Genomic DNA, 21,833 nt, shown 5'->3' with positions numbered 1-21,833 from the left:
TCAACCTCATTCACCATTACATTAAGTGTTCTTTCATTTTTATTAATTCATAAACCTCTTGACTTGTTTTACAACTGTCCAATTTCTCTTTAAATGTATTTTCTTTCAATAAATTAAATAAATTAAAGATAGCTTTTAAATGCTTTTGCTCTTCTGTTGCTGATAAAATACATACATATTTTACTGGCTGCGTAGTAATATCATTCATGACATCTTTCTGATTATCAGAATAATAAATTGGACTTTTCAATCTGATCAACCTCATCGCAGTATTAAAGTTGTATTCACCTATTTGCGCATGTGGAAAAGCAAAGCCTTTTGAAATAACCACATAGGGTCCATTTTTTCGAATATTTTCAACCACTACATCTAAATACTTTTTATCAATATCTCCTTGTTCAACTAACAATTCACCTGCATAATAAATAGATTCTCGCCAATCTGATACTTCAATATCCAGGCTTATTCTATTAGGAGTCAAAAATTCATGTAATAATGTTTCACAAGTATTGTCTTCTGAATTTACACTCGAAAACAATCGGGTTTTAATGCTTTTTTTCAAATTAATAATATTATCTGAATGGAGATCAATTTCCTCTTCAATCATTTCATATAATTTGGAAATGGTGTCTCTACCAAGATTTAGATTGTGTAACTCTCTGTCTCGATAAATTTTATTAAGATGATTTGCAATTAAAATATAATCTTCATCAGATACAAATGGTGATATCTGTATATAATTTTTATTAGGAATTTTTGTAGTTGTTAGGATTAAATCATACTCTCCTCGAATTGAGTCGTTTATTGAGTAGATATCTAAATTGAAAGAAAAATTATTTAATAATTTACTTTCTAAGAAAAAGACTTCAGTAGCTTTTTTCTCTGTAAGAACAGCAACTCTAAAATTAGCACCAATCCTTTTTTTTCGTTCCATTGCCGCATAAACGTGGATAACAATATAATCAATTTCAATTAGTGATGCTTTTCTTCCGATATTATTTTCAATGATATAAAGATTATTTAATATAGCCCTTTTTATTTTTAAGTTTGACTCAACAATATTGCTGATATCTAAAACTAATTCATTGTAGACATTCTCCTTCCTCATCATTCTTAATAAATGAGCAGAAAAATTTTCGTAAAACATGTAGTCATCTTTGAAGTCTATCTGAAGTTCTTGAGAAATTTTTCCGATAAACTCCATTGTCGTTACTTGAATTCTAAGTGTTTCTTTATTAATATCAGTACTTAAAGAAAAAGAGGCTTTGTTTGAAATAACTTTTTCATAGATAAATGAAAAATCTTTTAAAGATAAATATTTAATATTCTCAATGATATTTTCATTTTCTATAAATGATATCAATTCATTAGGACAATCCAAATTTGTTTTGAGTTGATAACCATTCAAATTTCGATAGGATGAAATTATTAAGTAATTAAGAAATTCATTCAACTGATTTTCTGTTAAATTTTGAAAAAAATTACTTTTATATAGTAACTTTTGATATTTTTCAAATTCTATTCTCTTTTTCTTGTCTTCCTCAAAAATAATTGACTCTAATATAGAAAAATTTTCTTGACTAATTATTTTGAAAATAAACTCTCTTATATACTCTTCTTTTGCTTCAACAGTAAACCCTTTATTTGCTTTGGATATAATTTTTATCTTGTGCTGTAAAGCTAATTTTCTCATGGATTTAACATCATTTACAATTGTGGAACGGCTAGCCAATAGACGCTCAGACAACTGATTCAGAGTGACATAGCCTTTAGAGGAAATAAGAATTAATAAACAGATCAAGCTTCTTTCTTCGCTACTAAACTTATATTCATAAACATTAAATTGATTTAGTTCCTTAACGACTTCTTTTTTTGAAACTTTAAGATTCAATTCAACCTTTTTATTCTTTATTAAAATATGACCAAAATTTAAATTTTGAAGATAATCATTTAATGATGAAATATCATTTCTAATTGTTCTTTCTGAAACTTCATGTAATTCCGATAACTCAAAAAGAGATGATCTGTTTCTTTCAAGAATAAAATGTAAAATTTCTTTACTTCTCTGATTCAATTGTAAGCGCCTCCTTTCTTTGTAAATCTATTGTATGGTTAATTCGTAATAAACAAAATAGCAATCTTCTTCACCTCCATGGAAATTTTATATATAAATCAATTCATTTCCAAATAAAAAAAAATCAGGAAAAAAATTGTATTCATTACTCACTATTGTTTTTATAAAAACATATTTAGTATATTAGAATAACTACATTTTTAACAATTTACACTGGTTAAACTCAAACAGGTAGACTTATTTATAAAAAAAAACAACAAATGGAGTAATCCTTTTGTTGTATAACTTAAATATTTTTTCCTCCTCAAAAAATGGCGGAGCGAGCAATTTTCCATAAAAAGTAAAGAAACATCCTAGCTAGGATGTTTCTTTTTTAAATCAAAACTTTAAAATGCTCTTCATAGGCTTCTGTGTAAAGTCGATGGTTTTCAGCATTTGGATAGTATGCTTGGTCTTGCCTTTGGCTTGTATAACTTTGCCCTAAGGCTTCTTTAGAAAGGATGAAAGCTGCTCGGCAGCCTACTTCTTTTTCATCTGATTGAATAATGGTTTTACCAGTAATATCAGCTAAGAGTTCACTAAATAATTGCGTTTGGAAGAGACCGCCACTGACATAAAGTGTGTCCACAGGGTAGTGTTCTTCGATACTTTCCAAAATCATGCGGATGTTATAAAAGAGTCCCTCCATACAAGCACGCGCAAAGTGAGCTTTCTGATGGGTAAAGGATAGATTATGGAAAGATCCTCTGATTTCAGAATCCCAGAGGGGTGCTCTTTCACCACCCAGATAAGGCAGGAAGCAAAGCTTATCTGCTCCGATTGGAGTTGCTTGGATATCTTGGAAAATAGTCTCAAGTGCTTGACCTTGATAGAAGGTTTTGTGTAGCCACTCCAGAATATTACCACCTGAGTTGCTTGGTCCACCAATGACCCAAAGACCTTTTTTGACAGCGTAGGTAAAGAGACTACCACTTTCTTCCACTTGCAAATCCTGAGATAAGAGACGAACAGCTGATGAGGTTCCAATAGTAATAACGGCGGCCTTGTCAGCCATCTTTCCAATGCCCAGATTAGCCATGGGGCCATCTCCCGCACCGAAAAGGAAGCGAGTCTCTGCTGTCAAACCATTTAAGCCTTGGAAAAGGTCTGGAATCCCCTCAATGTAGTCCAAAGAATCTTTGATTTCCGGCAGAAGAGATGGCGAAATAGCCAAATAGTCAAGAATGTCCTGATCCCAGGTTCCTTTCTGAAGATTCACTAAACCAGTTCCTGTTGCAGATGAAATATCAATGGCATTGACGTCAAAGAGTCGGTAAAAAAGATAGTCTTTAATTCCCATCAAGTGAGCTGTTTGCGCCATCACTTGCGGCTCTTTTTTTTGAAAATAGGTGACCTTAGCCAACCAACTCATGGGGTGGATAGGCGTCCCTGAAGTGGCCATAAATCGTTGGCCCACTTCTGAGTCCTTAATCGCTTCCGCAGCAGATTTAGCTCGAGTATCGGCCCAGGTTATAGAAGGTGTTAAAAGGGAATAAGCTTGGTCTAAAAGAATTAATGAATGCATCTGACAAGATAAAGCCACCGCATCAATCATATCTTCTGCATTCAGACCCTGACTGACTTCCTGAATGAGTTCAATCAAACCTTGATAAATAGCCTCAGGATTTTGCTCGGCTTGCCCTTGAGCACCTCGGATTAACTGATTTGCACGGCTGTGAGTAGAAAAAACTTGACCATCAGTTTGGTAGAGAATTCCTTTTGTCGCTGTTGTCCCAATATCAATGCCCAAAATGTAATGCATAGCGTGCTCTTTCTAATCTAGGTTTCTGTCTGTAATTAATTTTTGATACCAATAATAGGAATCCTTTTTATATCTTGCTAAGGTGCCTTGGCCCTGATCGTCCTTATCTACGTAGATGACCCCGTAGCGTTTGGACATTTCACCCGTCGAAGCCGAAACCAAGTCTAAAATCCCCCAAGAAATATATCCAATAAGCGGAATGTTGTCTTCAAGAGCTTTTGCCACCTCTTTCAGATGTTCTTCCATGTAGGCAATCCGATAAGGGTCGTGGACAGTCTTGTCTGCTTCCAGAATGTCTTGAGCACCTAGGCCATTTTCGACGATAAATAAAGGTTTTCTGTATTTTTCATAAAGGCTATTAATGGTGATACGCAAGCCTTTTGGATCAATAGCCCAGCCCCAATCACTAACTTGAAGGTAAGGATTTTTGGCTGATTTGACCACATTGCCACTATTAATTTCGACACGACTCATATCAGCAATTGATGTTCGGGATGAATAATAACTAAATGCCACAAAATCAACACTAGATTTAAGAGTTTGCCGGTCTTCTTCAGTGATATCTAGGCTGACATTTTTGTCTTTGAGGATATTATCCATGTAGAAGGGATACTCCCCATGAACTTGGACATCAACAAAGAAGGTATTGAGGCGGTCGTCCATCATGGCTTTCCAGACGTCATCTGGGTTACAGGAATAAGGGTAAAAACTGCCTCCTGCAATCATGCAGCCAATTTGTCCCTGAGGGCATAGATTCTTGAAGCTCTTAACTGCCTTGGAACTAGCCAATAACATATGATGCGCAGCTTGGAAGAGCACTTGGTCTCTGTATTCATTTTCCGAAATAGTCAAGCCAGCACCTGAGAAAGGACTATGCAAGACGATGTTGATCTCGTTAAAGGTAATCCAGTAATCCACAAGCTGGCCAAAGGCTTTAAAACAAGTTTCGGCAAAGTTTAGATAGAAATCGATAACCTGACGGTTGCGCCAAGAACCATAATCGCGGACCAAGCCCATTGGAATATCAAAGTGGGCCAAGGTCACCAGAATTTTCATCTTTCTCTGACGGCAAGCTTCAAAGAGATTTTGGTAAAATGCCAAACCTTCTGGATTCGGCTGACTCTCATCACCATTTGGAAAGAGACGACTCCATGAGATGGAGGTTCTAAAAATTTCTAAGCCCATGTCAGCCAACATGTCCAAGTCTTCTTGGTAATGATGGTAGAAGTCAATACCGGAATGGCTAGGATAATAGTGTTGAGCATCAAGTTGAGGATCGCTGACATAGCCTAATTTGACAGGCATCCGATCGGGTCCATGAGGAATCATGTCGATATTTGACAGTCCTCGTCCCCCTTCTTGCCAAGCACCCTCGGCCTGGTTTGCTGCAATAGCACCTCCAAAAAGAAATGATTTAGGAAATTGACTTGTTTCTGTCATACCACTACCTATTTTCTAGTCACATCATGACCGCCAAAGCCATTTCGTAAGGCTGCCAAAACTTTTCCGGTTACTGTGTCATCTTGCAATGAGCGGTTACGCATCATCAATGAAAGGGCGATAACTGGTGCAGGAACCTCTAAATCAAGACTTTCCTCAACAGTCCATTTGCCTTCGCCAGATGCTTGAACCCGGCCGATGATATTTTCTAAATGTGGATCTTTAGCAAATTCTTGTTCAGCTAATTCCATTAGCCATCCGCGAATAACTGAACCGTGATTCCAAAGTTTAGCCACTTTTTCAAAGTCATAGTCAAAAGGACTAGCATCTAATATTTCAAAGCCTTCAGCAATAGCCTGCATCATGCCATATTCAATCCCGTTATGAATCATTTTCAAGTAATGGCCGCTACCAACGCGTCCAGTATAGAGGTAGCCATCTTCTTGAGCCAAAGCAGCAATAATTGGCTCTACTAAAGGCCAAGCCTCTTGGTCGCCACCAATCATAAAGTTAGCACCATTGCGGGCACCAGACATGCCACCTGAAGTTCCCGCATCGAAGTAATAAAGACCTGCTTGATGTGCTACTTCTGCTTGTTTTAAATTATCTTTATAATTAGAATTGCCACCATCGATAATAATATCTTTGGCATCTAAATGTTCAATTAAATAATCAATGGTTTCATTTGTAATTTGTCCAGAAGGTAGCATGACCCAAACAATACGTGGAGTCGGCAAAGTAGCAATCATGTCATCAATACTTGCTACAGGTAAAATTTTTTCTGAATAGTCAGCTGCTGTTTTAACAGCTTCTTGGTTAATATCATACACTGCTAGTTCTTGACCATGGTCAACAGCATTAAATGATAAATTTAAACCCATTTTCCCTAATCCAATAATTCCAAACATATAATCCTCTTTCCTTTAAAAAAAAACAAATTGCGCCCAACAGGATGTGCGCAATTTGATTACTATTTGACTGGTCAGCTTTTTCATCTGACTGGCTAACAGTCAATCAAAATCCTTCACATTTTGTTCTCTAACTCAAATGACTGATTTTCAATTACTGATTTAAACCAGTAAGCTGATTTTTTTAAACTTCTTTTCTTATCATTTTCAAGATCAATCGAAACCAAACCATATCGATTTTTAAAAGCATTCATCGGTGAGACACAGTCAGTAAAGGCCCAGAGCATATAGCCCTCACATTTAGAACCTTCTTCAACCCCTCGAAGAAGATGGTAAAGATGTTGACTAATGTAGTCAATGCGGTACTGGTCATCAATCATACCTGACTGATCTTTGAAATTTTCCTCATTTTCCTGACCCATGCCATTTTCAGCAATAAACCAAGGAATATCAGGATAGTTACGATTCATATAAAGTGATAAGTCATACATAATTTGAGGATAAATTTCCCAACCGCGTGATTGATTCATCTGGCGACCAGGTAACTGAAAATCCTCATAGTATTTTTCTGGATGGAAGTGTTCACCTTCTCTCCAAGCAAATCGTTGTGATTTCACACGCTTTGGATAATATTGATTTAAACCAACAAAATCAAGCCTGTTTGTGGAGATTAGCGCAAGCTCTTCTTCCGTTGGATCAAAATAAATATCATTTTCTTTGCAGAGCTCAATCAATTCCTCAGGATAAGACCCTTTAATCATTGGGTCTAAGAAGACCCGATTGTAAAATAAGTCATAGCGTCTAGCCGCATCAAGGTCTTCTTGAGAACTTGATCTAGGATAAACCATTTCCGGATTAATGATACAGCCAATCCGTCCTGAATAACCGCCTTCATGGAAAATCTTAACAACTTTAGCAGTGGCTAAAACCTTATGGTAGTTCCAAAGCATCCATTTTTTAGAATTTCTTTCATGTGGCCATCTAATAGCATCCAGATAGCAGCGGGTTTGACTGACAATTGGTTCATTAAAGGTTACCCATTGCTGAACCCGGTCACCGTATCGCTGAAAAACAAGTTGAGCATATTGAGCAAATAAATCAACAACTTTTTTGCTAGACCAGGCATCGTATTTTTCCATTAACTGATAAGGAACTTCATAATGTTCCAAACAGATAATCGGTTGAACTCCGATTGCTAACAAGCCATCGATAAGAGCATCAATATGACTGGCATAATCTTCATCAACGATGAGATTTTCATAGTCTACAAAGAAACGAGACCAATTAATGGACGTCCTATAATGACTAATACCAATTTGCGACATTAAGTCTAAATCGTCCTGATACATTTCCATAAAATTGGTGGCTTCTTTTGGGCCCTGCCCCTGATGCCAAACAAAGGGCTCTTCTTGGAACCATTTGTCTAAGAAAGAATCTTGACCAGGTTTTTTTCCAACCCAACCCTCTGTTTGCCATGCTGAAGTGGCGGCTCCCAGAATGAAATTTTCTGGAATCTTTATTTTCATAATTAAATAATTAGTCTTTTACAAGTTGTTCTCTATTTGCAATTTTAACAAATGGTAAGTAGAGAAGAATTGAAACAACAATACAGATTGCTTGGGTCGCAACAGCTCCCCAGTTACCTGCAGTTGCAAGATAACCATTTATTAATGGTGGTGTTGGCCATGGAACCATTACGACAGCTCTTGCTGCAAATCCCATTGCAGTTGCAAAGTAACCAATTGTACCAGTCACTAATGGCGTGATAATAAATGGAATAGCTAAGATTGGATTAAGCATGATTGGCATACCAAAAATAACTGGTTCGTTGATATTAAAGATACTTGGTCCGATTGATAGTTTAGTGATTTCTTTCATGTCATCACGTTTACCAACTAAGAAGATTGATACTAAAAGACCAATCGTTACTCCTGAACCACCCATACTCATATACATATCCCAGAAAGGCATAGTGATGATGTTTGGAAGTTCTTTACCAGCTTGGAAAGCTTCAGTATTAACAGCAATTGCAGCAAGTAATAATGGTTCGCGGATTGGTTTAACCATTTGGTTACCGTGGATACCGATTACCCAGAAGACTTGAGCTACAAAGACAAGTAATAAAATACCTGGTAAACCTTGAACAACACCTTCTAAAGGTTTTTGAACAATGTTATAGATAATATCGTAAGCATAAAGACCAGTGAGGGCTTTAATAATAAATCCACCAGTCGCAATGACTGAAACTGTAATAACAGTTGGGAATAAAGCTGAGAAGCTCTTAGCAACACTTGGTGGTACAGTGTCAGGCATTTTAATTTGTAATTTATCTTGACGGTTTAACCAGCTGTATAATTCAATTGCTAGAACAGCCACGATCATCCCTAAGAAAAGACCTTTAGTATCAGTGTATTGTTTTGCCAAAGCATTAGAAACCATTACTGATTTTTGATCTTCAGTGATAAATTCAAAGATAGTTGGGTTAACAGATAGGTAACTCATAACAGCTACAATACCTGCAAATACATTGTTTTGGTTATTCAGTTTTGACAATTCAATACCCATTAAGAAAACAACGTAGATGGTTAAGAAACTTAAGGTAACATATGAAATACCTGAAGAAATTGGTTGTAAATCTGCTAAAAAACGTAACGGTGCAAATTTTGCTAAACCAGTTTCAGCATTGAAAACCATTGCTGAGAACAAGGTACCGAAAGCACCTGTGATGATTACTGGAATCAAGGCTGCAAAAGCATTCTTAATTACAATGATATATCTTAGAGAGTTTACCCAGTTGGCAAAGCCCCCCAAGACTGTTGTCATTTTGTCTAAAAATGAATTTCCCATTTTTTTCTCCTAAAACATTTTATAAATATCAATAACTTCTCTTGCTAAATCAAGGAAGGTAATTGCAGTCATTAAATGGTCTTGACTATGAACTAAAAGCAATGAAAAAGGTGTCATCTCACCGTTGGCTTCTTTGGTGAGCAGTGCTGTTTGCGCTTTGTGAGCCTCAGCAATCTCTTGATCTGCTTCCTTCATTTTCAAGTCCGCCTCATCATGTTTGCCGTCTTTAACCAAGGCAATGGCTTCCATGGCTGACGATTTAGCATTTCCAGCATGGATTATGAGATTTATTGAGCTTTCTAAATCTTTCTGTTCCATATTGCCTCCACTTATTTTGCCATCAAGTCTTGCGCTTGTTTAACAACATTTGGCCCATTCATTGTTCCGTAGTTTTGAGGTGAAATCAAATCAATTGGAATATTGTATTCAGCAAGTGCTTTTTTAAATTGTCCTTCCATAAAGCGTACTTGGGGGCCGAGGAGAATAACGTTAACCTTATTTTCCACAGCATAATCTAAAGCTTCGGAAGATGCGACAGCATTAACATCATAGTCTAAACCAGATGCATTAATGTAGTCTTTCATTTTTGTCACTAATAAACTTGTGCTCATTCCAGCAGAGCAAACTAATAGGATTTTTTCTTGACTCATGGTAAAAGTCCTTTCACTTTTTATAGTTTAATGATAGCGCTATCTTTATTGGACTACCATAACTCTTTTTACCGTAGACTAACGGTAAATGGACAAAAGAAAAAAACCAAATCCGTAGAAATGGCTTTATTTCAGTATTTCAACTAAGGTTTCAAAACGCGGTTGGTCAATAAGAGCTTGTACTTTTTCCTTATCGAACATCACATTACTGGTACTTTTATAGAAATTTTCCAGCTCTTTATCCTTTTCTTTACTTATAGACATCAAGAAAATAACTTGAATCTCATTACTTTCCCATAACATAGGTTTCTCCAAAATTGCTACACAAACAAAACTCTTAGTCGTCATCACCTTATAGGGGTGAGGTAAGGCAATATAACCGAAATCTGTTTGACCAAGAGCTTCACGTTTCATTACCGCCTCATAAAAATCATCCGGTGCTAAGCCATAATGACTAATATGTTGGCACATTTGTTTTAGTGCTTCTTCTTTAGAACCTGCCTTTAATTGAGGTATAAAAAGATTAGTGGAGTAATAGTCTAGAAGGTAATTCTTTTCCCCTTCTTCAAAGAACTGCTTATAAGTCAGGATATCATTAGTATCAATAAATAAGTTAATCTCATAGATTGGGACAGGATATTTCTTATTCAGAGAAACAGTCGTAAAGATATAGTCAATCTGGCGACCTTCAAAATCAAAGAAATCTAAATCTGAAACAGAAGATTCATAAACATGGTCAATGTATTCCCCAAAGGCTTGCAAATATTTGTATTTAAAGAGTTGTGAGCTGCTGGTTCCTGAAATACAGACTAAAAGGATATTTTTTCTGGCTAAAGCACGGTCGCGCTTCTCAGTGGCCAAAGCAAAAATTAAAGCAATGTAGGCAACCTCAGCCAAGGGAATCTCTTTTTGATAATATTCACTGAGAACAGTCACTGCCGTATTAGCAATCGTATAAGGGAATGGGTACTCCTTAAGAATTTGCTCAGTCAAAGGGTTTTCAAGCAACATATTATAACGCAAGCGAATATCCATAGGAACAAGATGCTGGCTAAGGGACATGCGCAAATCTAAATTATTGCGAAAATCAAGGTTTAAGGCCTTATTAACTTGTTCAAGCATGGAAAAGGCTAACTGATCAATGTGACTACTAATAATAAAGTTAGGACCAAATTTACTTAATGAATTTGAAGACAACTTTGATGTAAATTGCAAAGCAATATAGTCGCGCTCATATTTATTGAAGTAGACCCCATTTACCTTATTGAGATAGTTGAGATAATCAGAAATAATTTTTTGCGAAGCAGGACTAATTTCTTTACGACCAGCCAAAGGTTTTTCAATACTAAAATTCTTTTTTATCCTTTGAATAGCAACGAAAACATAATGAATAAAAGCCTCGAGTGCCACTTCAGACATATGAACTTGATAAACTTGGTTACCAGCAATAATATATTCCATCAAGTTTCTAGTGAGCTGGCTGTTTTCAATAGCAGCAAAATTATTGGTAACAATAAAGGTTCGAATATCAAACTCATTGCCCAAAATCTTAATCCCATAATGTGGTTTGCGATCAATCTTTAAATCGTACAAGTCAAGCAAGGTTTCCAACTTCTTGATGTGGCTGGAGACAATCCCGCGAGACACATACAATTGACCAGCAATCTCATCGATAGTCACATAATCTTCCGCATCTAAAAGCAAATGGACCACTTCTTCATAAATCTCACGTTTCTGATTAGACTGGATTTTACTAGAACGGTTGACCTTTTCCAAAAAGAGCTTCTTATCCGAAATTTGGATAGTATAACCTTTTCCTCTTTTTGAAGAAATAGTGGCCCCAAAATCAGATAATATAGCATTTAATTCTTTGATTCTAGTTCTAACCGTTTTCTCACTGATGCCAAGCTTTTCAGATAGTTGCACCGATGAACAATAACTATCCTCGGATAAAAGCTCTACGATTTCAAAATATTTTTCTTCCATATCACGCTTTCCTCTTCTAGGGGATAGACCATTAATAAGTGGCTACCTGATGAATAGACAAAACCATGCATAAACATGCATGGAAAATTAAAGTTTCAATTAATTATAACCGTCTTTCTTTGAATAAGCAATAAAGCGTTTTCGCATTTCATGAGAAAAGAAAGTCAAAAAAGAGCTATAAAACTTCAAAAATTTAAATTTAAATTCCATCATATTTATCGTTCCTCAATAATTTTTTGTTAAAAAACGATATTTTTTTATTGATATTCGATAAAATTTTGCTATAATGGGTTCAAGAAATAGAGGAGATATATTTATGAAACCCCAAAATTATGAAGATTTTTCAATTCTTTTAACCAAAATTTGCTTGATTTCCCTTTTCATTGGAGCAGTCGGTTTATTGTCAACTGGGACTTGGGTAGTGGATTTAGCCATTATTTACCCATCACCATTTCTGCATGGTTCAGCCCGTTATATGACCATGTTGATTATTGGCTATAGTATTGGCTTGATGTCACTCGTTTTCCTCTATCACCTATACAGCTTAGTCAGCCGTATCGGTAAGGAACAAATTTTCATTGAGAAAAATGTCCGTTACCTGCAAATCCTTGGCTGGGAAGCTGCTACTATTACCCTCTTATCATTTCTTATGGGGGTCACTTGCTACATTCCCATGCTCCTTATTACAGCCTCTGGCCTAGCTCTAACCCTGGTGATCCGCGTCATTCGCAATGCCTTCGGGAAGGCTATCCAATTACAAGACGAAGTCGATTTCACTATATAGGAAAGGGGACATATGATTCGTATAAATTTAGACCTGGTCATGGCTCAGAAACACATCAGCGCCGGTCGCCTAGCCGAATTGATTGAACTGACGCCAGCCAATCTGTCCATTTTAAAAAATAATAAGGCCAAAGCCATTCGCTTCTCCACCTTAAATGCCCTCTGCCGTGAGCTGGATTGTCAGCCTGGTGATATTTTGGAATATGTGCCCGACTCAGAAAGCGAGGCCATGGAAGAATGATCCTGCCTCAAAGAAGATCCCGCCTGTTGACGCCTCTTTTTATCAAAAAATTGAGCCCAAGGGAGCTGAGACACTATAAAATTGGTGCCTACCTCTCCTATATTCCAGCCTACCTCTACATTGTCAATATCTTTTCGGACAATCCTAGCCATTTGATTCTAGCTGCCTTAGCGGCAGTTGCTTTAACCGAATGGAACTTGGCCCATTTTGACTTTCAGAACAACTTTAAAGAAAAGAAACTCGAAGATATCTTGCTTCTCCTTAGCGTATTGGCCCAACTCCTAGCTATCGGACTTTGGGGCTTGCCAGAAGAATTAGCTATTTTACAATTGCTTGGTCTACACATCACTTTCATCTATTACGTTCTTTCCCGCAACAACTTACTAATTCAAGGACGCTTCGGAGTTCTCAGCTTTATCGATGCCTTTCGGGGTTTTTGGACTATCCCTTTTGGCCATTTTCGCTTTCGTTCACGCATGCGAAAAATAAAAATGGCAACAGAAGACACAAAACCAACCATTGACCCAGGAGTTTTAGTGACTGTCTTAGTCAGCCTGATAGTAGCCAGCATTTTAGGCTCTTTTGCCATTAGCCAGCTACAAGTGGTCTCAGAAAATTTTAAAGATGTCACACAAGGAATAGCTCATTTCCTTGGCTCCCTTTTTAGTAATCTAACTTGGTTGGATTACCTTTGTGACCTTTTCATTTATGGACCCCTATCCCTACCATTAGGAGCTTATCTCTACGGATTAATCATTGCGCCAGTCATTCATCAAAAAGCAAGCAAAGCAGACTATGCTAGCATTCAAGGCAAACTCAGTAATTACCGTGTACTTCCTTACTATAGTACTTACATCATCATCGGTAGTTTATGCTTGATTTATAGTCTTTTCCTAGTCACAAGTATCTTTGATTTGCAATCACTTTTACAGTTGAATCATATCAGCCCACAAGATGCTTCCTCAACAGCCGTCGCTGGCTTTTGGCAGCTGGTTCGGATTGCATTATTAAACTTTACCATCTTGGCCCTCTGCTACTTTTTCTCCAGTGTCTTTATCTGGGACAAAAAAATAGGTAAAATCTTTCTAACTTTGCTATTTGCATATACCTTGGCCTTTGCCCTCCTAGCAGCTTGGAAACTCTTTGGTATCTATATTAACCTTTATGGTTTAACGCCCCTTAGACTCATTTCCGGTTGGTTTATCACCGTTCTGATTTTCTGGACTTGTCTAACCTTAGCCAGACTCTGCAAATCTTTCGACAGTGTTCGCTTAGCTATCTTCTATACTCTGATTTCCTTTAGCTGCCTACCTTACCTATTTGGTATCTTTATTAACTAATCAAATAGTCTCCCAGAATTCTGGAAGACTATATTTTATTTTGCCTTACTCTTCTAAATATCATCCCCGATTGGAAATATAAACCCCAAGCATAATAAGTAGGACACCAAGTATCTGAATAAATGTGAAGGATTCACCTAAAAGGAGAACACCTGATAAGATTGCTACTGCTGTTGAGACACCTATAAATGAAGCTGTCCGATTGACCCCTAATTGGCTAATAGCATAATTAGATAAGAAGAAAGCTAGAACAGAACAGGCAATTCCTTGGTAAAGAACCGCCATGCCAAAGGAAGATTGCTGCAATGGCAGAGCCCAGAGCTCTGCTAGTTTACCTGCAGTCAGTCCCTCTATAATGGCCAATGTGCTAAAGACGCAGAATCCCACCAAAATCATGACAAAGGTTAGCTCTACTCCCGAGAAAGCCTGGGATTTCTCAACCAAGACACAGTAAAAAGCATAGGATAGGACTGCTAAGAGCAGCATGGCATAGCCAAAGAAGGAAAAACTAGCCTGGACACCAACCGCAAAGACACTAATCAAAACGCCTAAAACCGTTAGACTAATCCCCATCATTTGGCCCTTGGTCGGTTTATCCTTGAGCACCAAAATAGCCATCAGCAAAGTCACAACTGGAATGGTGGCCAAGAAGACCCCACTTTCCGAAGCTGTCGTACTCTTTATGCCAAAAGTTTCACCAACAAAATAGAGAACCGGACTAAAGAGACCCAATAAAATAGCTTGCCCCAACCCCTTTTTCTTAAGGTTTAGGGAAATGAGACCAAAGGCCCACATGACAAGCATGACTGCCAAAGCAAGAGCAAAACGCCAACCCAATAGAGCCATGGCTGACGCTTGACTAGCAGCCTCCTTGGTAAAAAGATAAGAGAGCCCAAAAAGTACCTCACACGAAAAGGCACTCAGGCAACCCAATAATATATTTTTTTGAGAATGATTGTTCATAGGAATATTATAGCATGAAGACATCCTTTCAGGAATTGTGTTTAAACATTTTTACAAACGAGTTCAATCTAGACACAAAAAGAAACCTATTATTAAAAATGGGCTTCTTTCTTCTTACTATACCCAACCTTTTTCCTGGGCGATTTTTGCTGCTTCAGTGCGGTTACTGGCCTGGAGTTTGGTGAAAATACAAGTGAGGTAATTACGGACGGTACCATTTGATAAATAGAGTTTTTGGGCTATTTCTTGGTTGGAGTCCCCTTGCGCCACCAAGGTCAAAACCTCTTGTTCTCGGGAACTTAAAGGGTTGCTTGAAAAAGTAACTTCCTCAATCAGCTCTGGTGAATACTCTTTACGCCCCTCGAGGACATTATGAATAGTCTGCATCAATTCGGAAATGGAGCGGTCTTTCAATACATAACCATCAACATGAGCGGCTAAAGCACGTTGAAAGTAGCCCTTCCTCTTGAAAGTGGTCACGATAATGACTTTAAGATCTTGATTTTCCCGAACCCACTCTAAAACATCAAGGCCTGATTTTTCTGGCATTTCGATGTCGAGTATAGCCACATCAACAGTTTCTTGTTTCAGTAAATCAATAGCCTTTTGACCATTTTCGGCTTGAAAGACAGCCTCAACACCTGATTGATAAGTAAGGAGCTGGCAAAGGGCGTCTCGTAACATGGATTGATCATCAGCAACTAATAATTTCATTTTTTACTCCTTTACAGGGATCCGAATGCATATTTGAGTAGGATTTTTAGCTGAGCTAATAACAAGCTCTCCCCTCAATGGTACCAAACGGTCTTTAATGCTATGTAATTCTTGGCCAGTAAGATTTGAAAAACCAATGCCATCATCTTGATAATTGAGCAAATAATCCAATTTTGTTTGACCAAAGGCAAGTTGACATGTTTTGGCCTGGCTATGTTTCATAAGATTATTAATCAACTCTCGGATAATCATACTCAATTTACTTTGAATAGGCAGTGGAAAAGCTGCTGCCACTTCTGCACCTTTTACTTGGAGATCAACACCAGCTAATTCTAACATATTTGATATGACTACCAGTTCCTCACTAATGTTATGGTCCTTGAGACTTTCGACCATTTGTCTGACATCACTCGTCGCATTTTTGGTTATTTTTTGCAAGTCAGCTACTTCCTTTTGAGCTTTGGCGATTTCACCATGATCCAAAAGGGTTTGGATTAAATCAGCCTTTACCGTCAGCATGACAAAGACGTGCCCCAGGGTATCGTGTAAGTCTTGTCCGATACGATTGCGTTCATTTTCTGCCAAAAGGAGATTAATGGACTTGTTTTTTTCCATCAAGAGTTCTTTGGCTTCATCCCTTTTACGATCCAGCGTCCAAAAAATCAACATGGCAAAGTTGAGGACGGGAATGAGTAATGTAAAAGTTTGGACCGTGATATCATGAACCCTGATAAAGACATATAGAATGACGAATATGGTGCTTAACACATAGGAGATGAAACGGAAACTCTTAAATTCATCCTGTAAACGATAGACAGAGAGGTTATTGAGGTAAAAGTAGAACCATATCATACCGCTATTGACCGTTAAGGTCATAAAGGTAATATAGAGCAGCATATAGATCCAAAGAAAGTTGGTCAGCCAGCTGATTTCTTCATGTACTATAATTAGGTATGCCAGTAAAAATAAGAGGCTAAAAGGCAACGTCCACACAGGATATCCGAAAAAGTAGATTCCCCCAAAAGGAAAAACCATAAAGACTAAGGGGATATAATAGAGAGGATGCTGCCAGTGCCATTTGAATGTCATACCGTAACTTCTTTCCTTTGTTTAATTGCAAGCGCTATTATCATCATTATTATGGCATAGGCAAAGACAATAATCAAGGACTGCCATTGGATTTGCGTTTTATCAGCAAACTTTGTCACCAATTCGTTAACATGATAGGTTGGTGTTAATTTTGAGATATGCTGCATCCATTTCGGGAAGATGGTAATAGGCATCCAAGAACCCCCAACAATGGCTAATAAGAGAAAGGCCACATTCCCAACAATGGACATTAATTGGGGAGAAGGTATCTGAGCAATTAAAAGCCCCATGGCTAAAAAGACTAAGCCTGAAACCAGAAGTAAGAGTACTGAACCAATCCACTGTTCCAATGACATCTCAACACCACGAAAGGCTTTGGCAATGGCAAAAGTGGCTAGGATAGAGCAGGTAAAACTAATATAAACTCTAGCAATTTTTGATACATAATAGTGGAAAATACTAACATTGGCATGTTCCAAATAGAGTAGCCAGTGATTCTTTTGATCCTCAAATAACATCGAAGGAAAAGAGAAGAAACCGAAACTTGACATGGAAAAGGCGGTCATGGTCAACATATAAGATTGGATAAATTCTTTTTGAAGCTTAGGATCTGGTGACATGGTCATGCCTGAGTAGAAAAGGAAGAAACCAACCGGCATGCCAATAGCCAGAATGAAAATGGGCCACTCACGCCATAATTTAATCCACTCAATTTTTAATAATGCTTTCATTCTCTTTCTCCTTGTGTTTGTTCAAATAAGCTATCTAAAAGCGACTTGTTTTGAATTTGAATCTCTTGAATGCTAACACCTGCAGCTTCTAATTGAGCCCATAGCTGAGCCAGATCCTTAGTTCTAAACTGCAAACTTTCTTTTTTCAGGATAAGTTGATCAACCAATGGTGAAGGCTCTAATAAATCCTCATATTTGCGTGGCAAGGTAATTTCTTTTTCCATTTCCTCATTACCCAAAAGATAAGGACTGGTATCTTTCAATAGTTTCCCCTGATGTAAAATTAAGATCCGTTCAGCCGTATGTTCCACTTCTTCAATGTAGTGACTGGTGTAAAAAATAGTCTTTCCTTGCCCCTTTAAGTCCGCAATGATTTCCCAAAAACGTTTGCGGGTTGACGTATCCATACCTGCTGTTGGTTCGTCTAAGAAGAGAATATCGGCTTGGCCTATCAAAATGAGGACAAATGAGAGCAATCTTCTCTGTCCACCTGATAACTTTTCTGCAAGTAGATTTTTTTGTTGCTGATCAAAGCCAAGTAAGGCATCAATTTCTTGAAGGGAAAGGGGGTTGGTCGCAATATCTCTAAAGAAAGCAATCAACTCTTTAACTTTCAGATTATTAGGAATGGTGTTGTCTTGTTGCAAGACAGCTATTTTTTCTTTCAAAGCTTGGTCTTTAGGATTCTTGGATTGAATACTAATCTTGCCTTGATTAATTTTCTTATCACCCAACATAGCACCAATAAGGGTTGACTTACCTGCCCCATTAGGACCAATCAAAGCGACACATTCGCCTTCCTCAAGCTTAAATGAAACATCCTTTAAAATCTCTTTTCCTTTAATCACTTTAGTGATTTTTTCGACACTAATCATACTAGCCCTTCTTTCATTAAACCTTTTGATAGTTTAAGTATAGTAGAATGCTTTCATGACAAATAGTACAAAAAGTCATGATGTCATATGACAAATGTCATAAAAAAAAGCCACCTACTAAAAGGCGGCTGTCGCTTATTTTTTAAAGAGTTTCTTAATAGAACCAAAGAGATCAGGCATTTCCATAGCTTCTGAGTTTGATGTTTTAACCTGGTGAGCTTTAAAGAGTTCTGCCCAATCCATAGTTGTTGCTTTTTTAGCATTTTTGAAGTAATCAAGATCTGTTTTAAGATTGGCGGTATCTAAAGCAGCATCGAGACCAGGATTGCTGACGGCGACACCAGTCGCATCACGGATAATATTTTTCTTCATGCCATCCAAGGTTTCTTTGCGAAATTCTTCATCTAACAGGAGGTTAAAGAGAGGTTGTCCATCAACCTTCATGGTCAGCGTTCCTTGCCCTAGAGTTGCTTTTAATACACTGGCTACCGGTACTGAACGAATGAGGTTGTACTGGTCATTCATCATGTGATAAGCTTCAATCTGATTATCTTGCGTCCATAAGATAATGGCTGGGGCGGGATCAATCAAAAGTTTTTTGTAATAATAGCCACCAGTCGTCACAATTTGGCTATTTTCAGCTCGCTTAGCAAAAACCTCTTCTGTTAAAAAAGTGTCTGTTGTTTGAAAATCCATCTCTCTACCTCCGTAGGTCTGAACAAGGGCAAAAGTTAATAAATTCTTACACTTTCATTTTACCCGCCAAAGCCCTTGAAATCACTCATTTACAGTCAATTATCAGATATTTCCACAAAGAAAAAGCCCTTGCGGGCTTGACTTAAATGCTCAGCTATTTTCAAGAGAAATCTCAAAGTTTGAGGTCTTATTCTCTTGGCTTAATTGCCAAGCCAGATAGATGCTCCCTACTAACAAAACAAGACTTGCCAGTAAGCTGCCTTCAGTCCCAAAAGCTCCGCCCGAAATCCAATCAGGTGCTCCCATTTTTTGGCCAAAATGCATGAGGGATGGGCCCGCCTGGGTACCAGAAACGGAAATGCCAAAGATGTTGCCTTGGGTGAAATTCCAGGCTCCGTGGATACCAGCCACACCCCAGATATTATCCGTTTTGAGCATGTAAAGAGCTAGAAAGATACCAACCATAATAATGCTTAGGACAGAAAAGAAGGTAACATTGTCATTGCCTAAATGCATAATGCCGAAGAGACTGCTGGAAACGGTAATAGCAATAATCAAATTGGTTCTCTTAGCAATAATGGGTAATAACCAACCCCGAGTTAAGAGTTCTTCTGTCCCACCTTGGACCAACCAGAGGGGAATAATGAGGAGTAAGTAAGCCAGGGTTTTCAATGAGAAATCAAAGGACTTAAATTCCAAACCACCAAGGAGATAACTCAGACCAAGAGTCACTGCAAAGAGCAGAGTTCCAAGCAACCAGCCTTTCACTAACTGCCAAGCCACTTGTCCCTTGAAAAAGCCTAAGCTAGTAAAAGGGCGCTTTTCGAACCACTTAACCCAAGCAAATAAAACCAGGACAACAAAGGGAAAAATACCCAATTCTACGAAAATACTTTCAGAAATTGCTTGAATCTCTAAAACAAAGTCAGAGCTACCTTTAGCCAAGACCGAAATGACAATCCCCATTCCCAGAATGAGACCGGCCAGTAAGCTACCGACAATGAAGAAAAGCTCCACCATCCCACAGGCTAAAAGGGTCATGACCCATCCTGGAAATTTCTGATAACGCTCTGTCTCAACTTTTAAAATACGTTTTTCCATGACAAGCATCTCCTTGATCTTTAATCACTTTCATTATAAGTTAATTAAAAGGAGATAGCAATGATAATTAAAAATAAAAAACGCTTATTCATGTAACCATTTGATCCTGTCATTCGTTATACTAGTGAAGATAGGAAATGATTGAAAGGAGGACGTCCATATTAATATAGATGCATATGAAAAGGAAATAATGGCCTATGCCAATGAAATTATTGCTTATTTAATAAAATCTGGGATTTCTCCCCCCCGAGCACAAGATGTAACCCAGGACGTCTTCATTCTGATTTTGGAAGCTAATTATAACTTACCCTTAAGTAAACTTCGGGCATGGATGTATCGCACAGCCATTCGTCGCTATATTGACCTTTACCGTCGAGATAAACACTACTACGACATCCTTAAGCGAGACTTCTTTTCCCAAGAAAGCCTAAATCCTTATGATAACGAAGAATATGTTTTTCTTTATGAGACCTTGAGTCAAATGTCTGAAAATTTCCGAATTCTCCTGGATCTCTACTATTTTCAAAATTTCTCCATTAAGGAAATCGCTGAAATTACCGGTAAATCTCAGTCTAATATTAAAATCACATTGATGCGCGCTCGTCGTCAGCTCAAACAGGAACTCCAATCGAAAGGATATACTCATCATGAAATCAAATGATTCCTTAGCTCTTCTAGCCAAAAAACGCAGAAGAAAAACCTTTTTAATGACCATAGTTTTCAGTCTCCTAGCTACTCTTTTCCTCTTTGGTCTTTGTTTTAAATTGCTGAGCAATATGACCGCTAAAAATGGGCAAAAAGTTTATAATGACTACCAACAATTGGCAGAAATTGCCTACCCCAATATCTCTTATGACAGTCTCTACTATTACCCAAGTGGACAATTCACAGGTAAAGTTCATGCTGACCGCTATAAAGATATAGATGGTGTGCCTGTATTCTACTCCCCTTATGAAGCCAATTATAGCTTACTCGGTCATTATGGTGCCGGTGCTGGAGATGCCTTTTCAGTCAATAATCTCCTCTATGACCGTGGAAGCCGACAAAAAGTCCCACAATTTTATAATACCAACGTTAAATTTACCAAACATGAGGTCAAAACAAAACCCAGTCAGGATTTAGAAAAAGTATCGCAAATGTCAAATCAACTGATAGAAGTTGCTATTACCTTCGACAAGCCCTACAGTTATAAAGAAATCAAGAGCTTGATGCCAAAAAATCTCAAACAAAACTGGCTTTGGATTGGTACAAATTCTACTTTAGATAGCTCGCAATGGTCAACTTCCTATCAGTTTGGAACTGCTCCTGAAAACCTGCCAAGATTGATTGAAAACATGAAAGTTGTTTCGAAAAGTGGAGCAAGTGTAACCATTAATGATGTTGATATTTACGACGATTTAAAAACTTATATCAAAGAATCCAAGAGCAGTCAGCACAGCAATGACCTCAAATTTTCGGGAATTATCCTCACAGGCAAAGCCGAAAACTTCCAAGCCTTAAATCAAGAAAAATGGGTTTATGCCTCAAGCATTGGAACTGCTATTCCCAACCAACCCTATTATCAGTTAGATGTTGAATAACTAAAAAGCCCTTG

At 37.7% G+C, this 21,833-nt stretch carries 21 protein-coding genes; 5 read left to right on the top strand and 16 right to left on the bottom strand.

Going from position 1 to position 21,833, the window contains the following annotated elements; genetic code table 11:
* Nucleotides 1–16: 16 nt before the first annotated feature.
* The 9 genes from A9Q68_RS09165 to A9Q68_RS09125 all read right to left on the bottom strand — a co-directional run bounded on the left by A9Q68_RS09165 (nucleotide 17) and on the right by A9Q68_RS09125 (nucleotide 11,706).
* Nucleotides 17–2,074: a BglG family transcription antiterminator gene (locus A9Q68_RS09165; RefSeq protein WP_071794403.1), complete on the bottom strand. Its 2,058-nt coding sequence runs from the start codon at nucleotides 2,072–2,074 to the stop codon at nucleotides 17–19.
* A gap of 373 nt (nucleotides 2,075–2,447) precedes the next feature.
* Nucleotides 2,448–3,875 (bottom strand): gluconokinase, encoded by a 1,428-nt coding sequence (locus A9Q68_RS09160; protein WP_071794402.1) that lies wholly within the window; start codon nucleotides 3,873–3,875, stop codon nucleotides 2,448–2,450.
* A 12-nt stretch (nucleotides 3,876–3,887) separates the two neighbouring features.
* Entirely contained in the window at nucleotides 3,888–5,315 is a 1,428-nt protein-coding gene (ascB, locus tag A9Q68_RS09155) for a 6-phospho-beta-glucosidase (RefSeq protein WP_071794401.1), read from the bottom strand.
* Nucleotides 5,316–5,323: 8 nt separating this feature from the next.
* Nucleotides 5,324–6,223 carry a phosphogluconate dehydrogenase (NAD(+)-dependent, decarboxylating) gene (gene gnd / locus A9Q68_RS09150; RefSeq protein ID WP_071794400.1) on the bottom strand — a complete coding sequence of 300 codons (900 nt, stop codon included), beginning with the start codon at nucleotides 6,221–6,223 and terminating at the stop codon, nucleotides 5,324–5,326.
* Nucleotides 6,224–6,339: 116 nt separating this feature from the next.
* Nucleotides 6,340–7,749, bottom strand: a complete 1,410-nt coding sequence (locus A9Q68_RS09145) for a glycoside hydrolase family 1 protein (RefSeq protein ID WP_071794399.1) — start codon at nucleotides 7,747–7,749, stop codon at nucleotides 6,340–6,342.
* A gap of 10 nt (nucleotides 7,750–7,759) precedes the next feature.
* A complete protein-coding gene (locus A9Q68_RS09140; RefSeq protein WP_071794398.1) occupies nucleotides 7,760–9,070 on the bottom strand; it encodes a PTS sugar transporter subunit IIC in 1,311 nt (436 codons plus the stop codon).
* Nucleotides 9,071–9,079: 9 nt separating this feature from the next.
* A complete protein-coding gene (locus tag A9Q68_RS09135) occupies nucleotides 9,080–9,388 on the bottom strand; it encodes a PTS sugar transporter subunit IIA (protein ID WP_071794397.1) in 309 nt (102 codons plus the stop codon).
* An 11-nt stretch (nucleotides 9,389–9,399) separates the two neighbouring features.
* Complete coding sequence (locus tag A9Q68_RS09130) at nucleotides 9,400–9,720, bottom strand: PTS sugar transporter subunit IIB (RefSeq protein WP_071794396.1); 321 nt, start codon at nucleotides 9,718–9,720, stop codon at nucleotides 9,400–9,402.
* A 126-nt stretch (nucleotides 9,721–9,846) separates the two neighbouring features.
* Complete coding sequence (locus A9Q68_RS09125; protein ID WP_071794395.1) at nucleotides 9,847–11,706, bottom strand: BglG family transcription antiterminator; 1,860 nt, start codon at nucleotides 11,704–11,706, stop codon at nucleotides 9,847–9,849.
* Nucleotides 11,707–12,022: 316 nt separating this feature from the next.
* On the opposite strand from A9Q68_RS09125, the gene A9Q68_RS09120 reads away from it, so the two are divergent.
* From A9Q68_RS09120 to A9Q68_RS09110, 3 genes are read left to right on the top strand one after another with little or no spacing between them, the layout of a single operon-like run.
* Nucleotides 12,023–12,490, top strand: a complete 468-nt coding sequence (locus A9Q68_RS09120) for a DUF2975 domain-containing protein (protein WP_071794394.1) — start codon at nucleotides 12,023–12,025, stop codon at nucleotides 12,488–12,490.
* A 12-nt stretch (nucleotides 12,491–12,502) separates the two neighbouring features.
* Nucleotides 12,503–12,730, top strand: a complete 228-nt coding sequence (locus A9Q68_RS09115) for a helix-turn-helix domain-containing protein (protein WP_071794393.1) — start codon at nucleotides 12,503–12,505, stop codon at nucleotides 12,728–12,730.
* Complete coding sequence (locus tag A9Q68_RS09110; protein ID WP_071794392.1) at nucleotides 12,727–14,070, top strand: DUF4153 domain-containing protein; 1,344 nt, start codon at nucleotides 12,727–12,729, stop codon at nucleotides 14,068–14,070. The genes A9Q68_RS09115 and A9Q68_RS09110 overlap by 4 nt, the downstream gene beginning before the upstream one ends.
* 60 nt (nucleotides 14,071–14,130) lie before the next feature.
* On the opposite strand, the gene A9Q68_RS09105 is transcribed toward A9Q68_RS09110, so the two are convergent.
* From A9Q68_RS09105 to A9Q68_RS09075, 7 genes are all read right to left on the bottom strand, one after another.
* The gene (locus A9Q68_RS09105; RefSeq protein ID WP_071794391.1) at nucleotides 14,131–15,033 is read right to left on the bottom strand and encodes a DMT family transporter; all 903 of its coding nucleotides are present in this window, start codon (nucleotides 15,031–15,033) and stop codon (nucleotides 14,131–14,133) included.
* A gap of 117 nt (nucleotides 15,034–15,150) precedes the next feature.
* Nucleotides 15,151–15,747, bottom strand: a complete 597-nt coding sequence (locus A9Q68_RS09100; RefSeq protein ID WP_071794390.1) for a response regulator transcription factor — start codon at nucleotides 15,745–15,747, stop codon at nucleotides 15,151–15,153.
* A gap of 3 nt (nucleotides 15,748–15,750) precedes the next feature.
* On the bottom strand, nucleotides 15,751–16,644 hold the full coding sequence (locus tag A9Q68_RS09095; protein WP_240494227.1) for a sensor histidine kinase: 894 nt from the start codon (nucleotides 16,642–16,644) through the stop codon (nucleotides 15,751–15,753).
* Nucleotides 16,645–16,832: 188 nt separating this feature from the next.
* Nucleotides 16,833–17,567: an ABC transporter permease gene (locus A9Q68_RS09090; RefSeq protein ID WP_071794388.1), complete on the bottom strand. Its 735-nt coding sequence runs from the start codon at nucleotides 17,565–17,567 to the stop codon at nucleotides 16,833–16,835.
* Complete coding sequence (locus tag A9Q68_RS09085; RefSeq protein WP_071794387.1) at nucleotides 17,564–18,442, bottom strand: ABC transporter ATP-binding protein; 879 nt, start codon at nucleotides 18,440–18,442, stop codon at nucleotides 17,564–17,566. The genes A9Q68_RS09090 and A9Q68_RS09085 overlap by 4 nt, the downstream gene beginning before the upstream one ends.
* A 135-nt stretch (nucleotides 18,443–18,577) precedes the next feature.
* Nucleotides 18,578–19,138 (bottom strand): hypothetical protein, encoded by a 561-nt coding sequence (locus A9Q68_RS09080; RefSeq protein WP_071794386.1) that lies wholly within the window; start codon nucleotides 19,136–19,138, stop codon nucleotides 18,578–18,580.
* Between the two features lie 150 nt (nucleotides 19,139–19,288).
* Nucleotides 19,289–20,239, bottom strand: coding sequence for a CPBP family intramembrane glutamic endopeptidase (locus A9Q68_RS09075; RefSeq protein WP_071794385.1), 951 nt, complete (start codon nucleotides 20,237–20,239; stop codon nucleotides 19,289–19,291).
* A gap of 160 nt (nucleotides 20,240–20,399) precedes the next feature.
* Here A9Q68_RS09075 and A9Q68_RS09070 point away from each other — a divergent pair, with 160 nt between their 5' ends.
* Together A9Q68_RS09070 and A9Q68_RS09065 are read left to right on the top strand one after the other, a co-directional pair.
* Nucleotides 20,400–20,900, top strand: a complete 501-nt coding sequence (locus A9Q68_RS09070) for an RNA polymerase sigma factor (protein ID WP_071794384.1) — start codon at nucleotides 20,400–20,402, stop codon at nucleotides 20,898–20,900.
* Complete coding sequence (locus A9Q68_RS09065; protein ID WP_106404010.1) at nucleotides 20,878–21,819, top strand: sigma factor regulator N-terminal domain-containing protein; 942 nt, start codon at nucleotides 20,878–20,880, stop codon at nucleotides 21,817–21,819. The genes A9Q68_RS09070 and A9Q68_RS09065 overlap by 23 nt, the downstream gene beginning before the upstream one ends.
* Nucleotides 21,820–21,833 lie beyond the last annotated feature (14 nt).

Origin of the sequence: Streptococcus bovimastitidis (assembly GCF_001885095.1) — a bacterium.
Taxonomy (GTDB): Bacteria; Bacillota; Bacilli; order Lactobacillales; family Streptococcaceae; genus Streptococcus; species Streptococcus bovimastitidis.
Note: the sequence above shows the minus strand (reverse complement) of the source record. Positions and strands in the feature narration are given on the sequence as shown.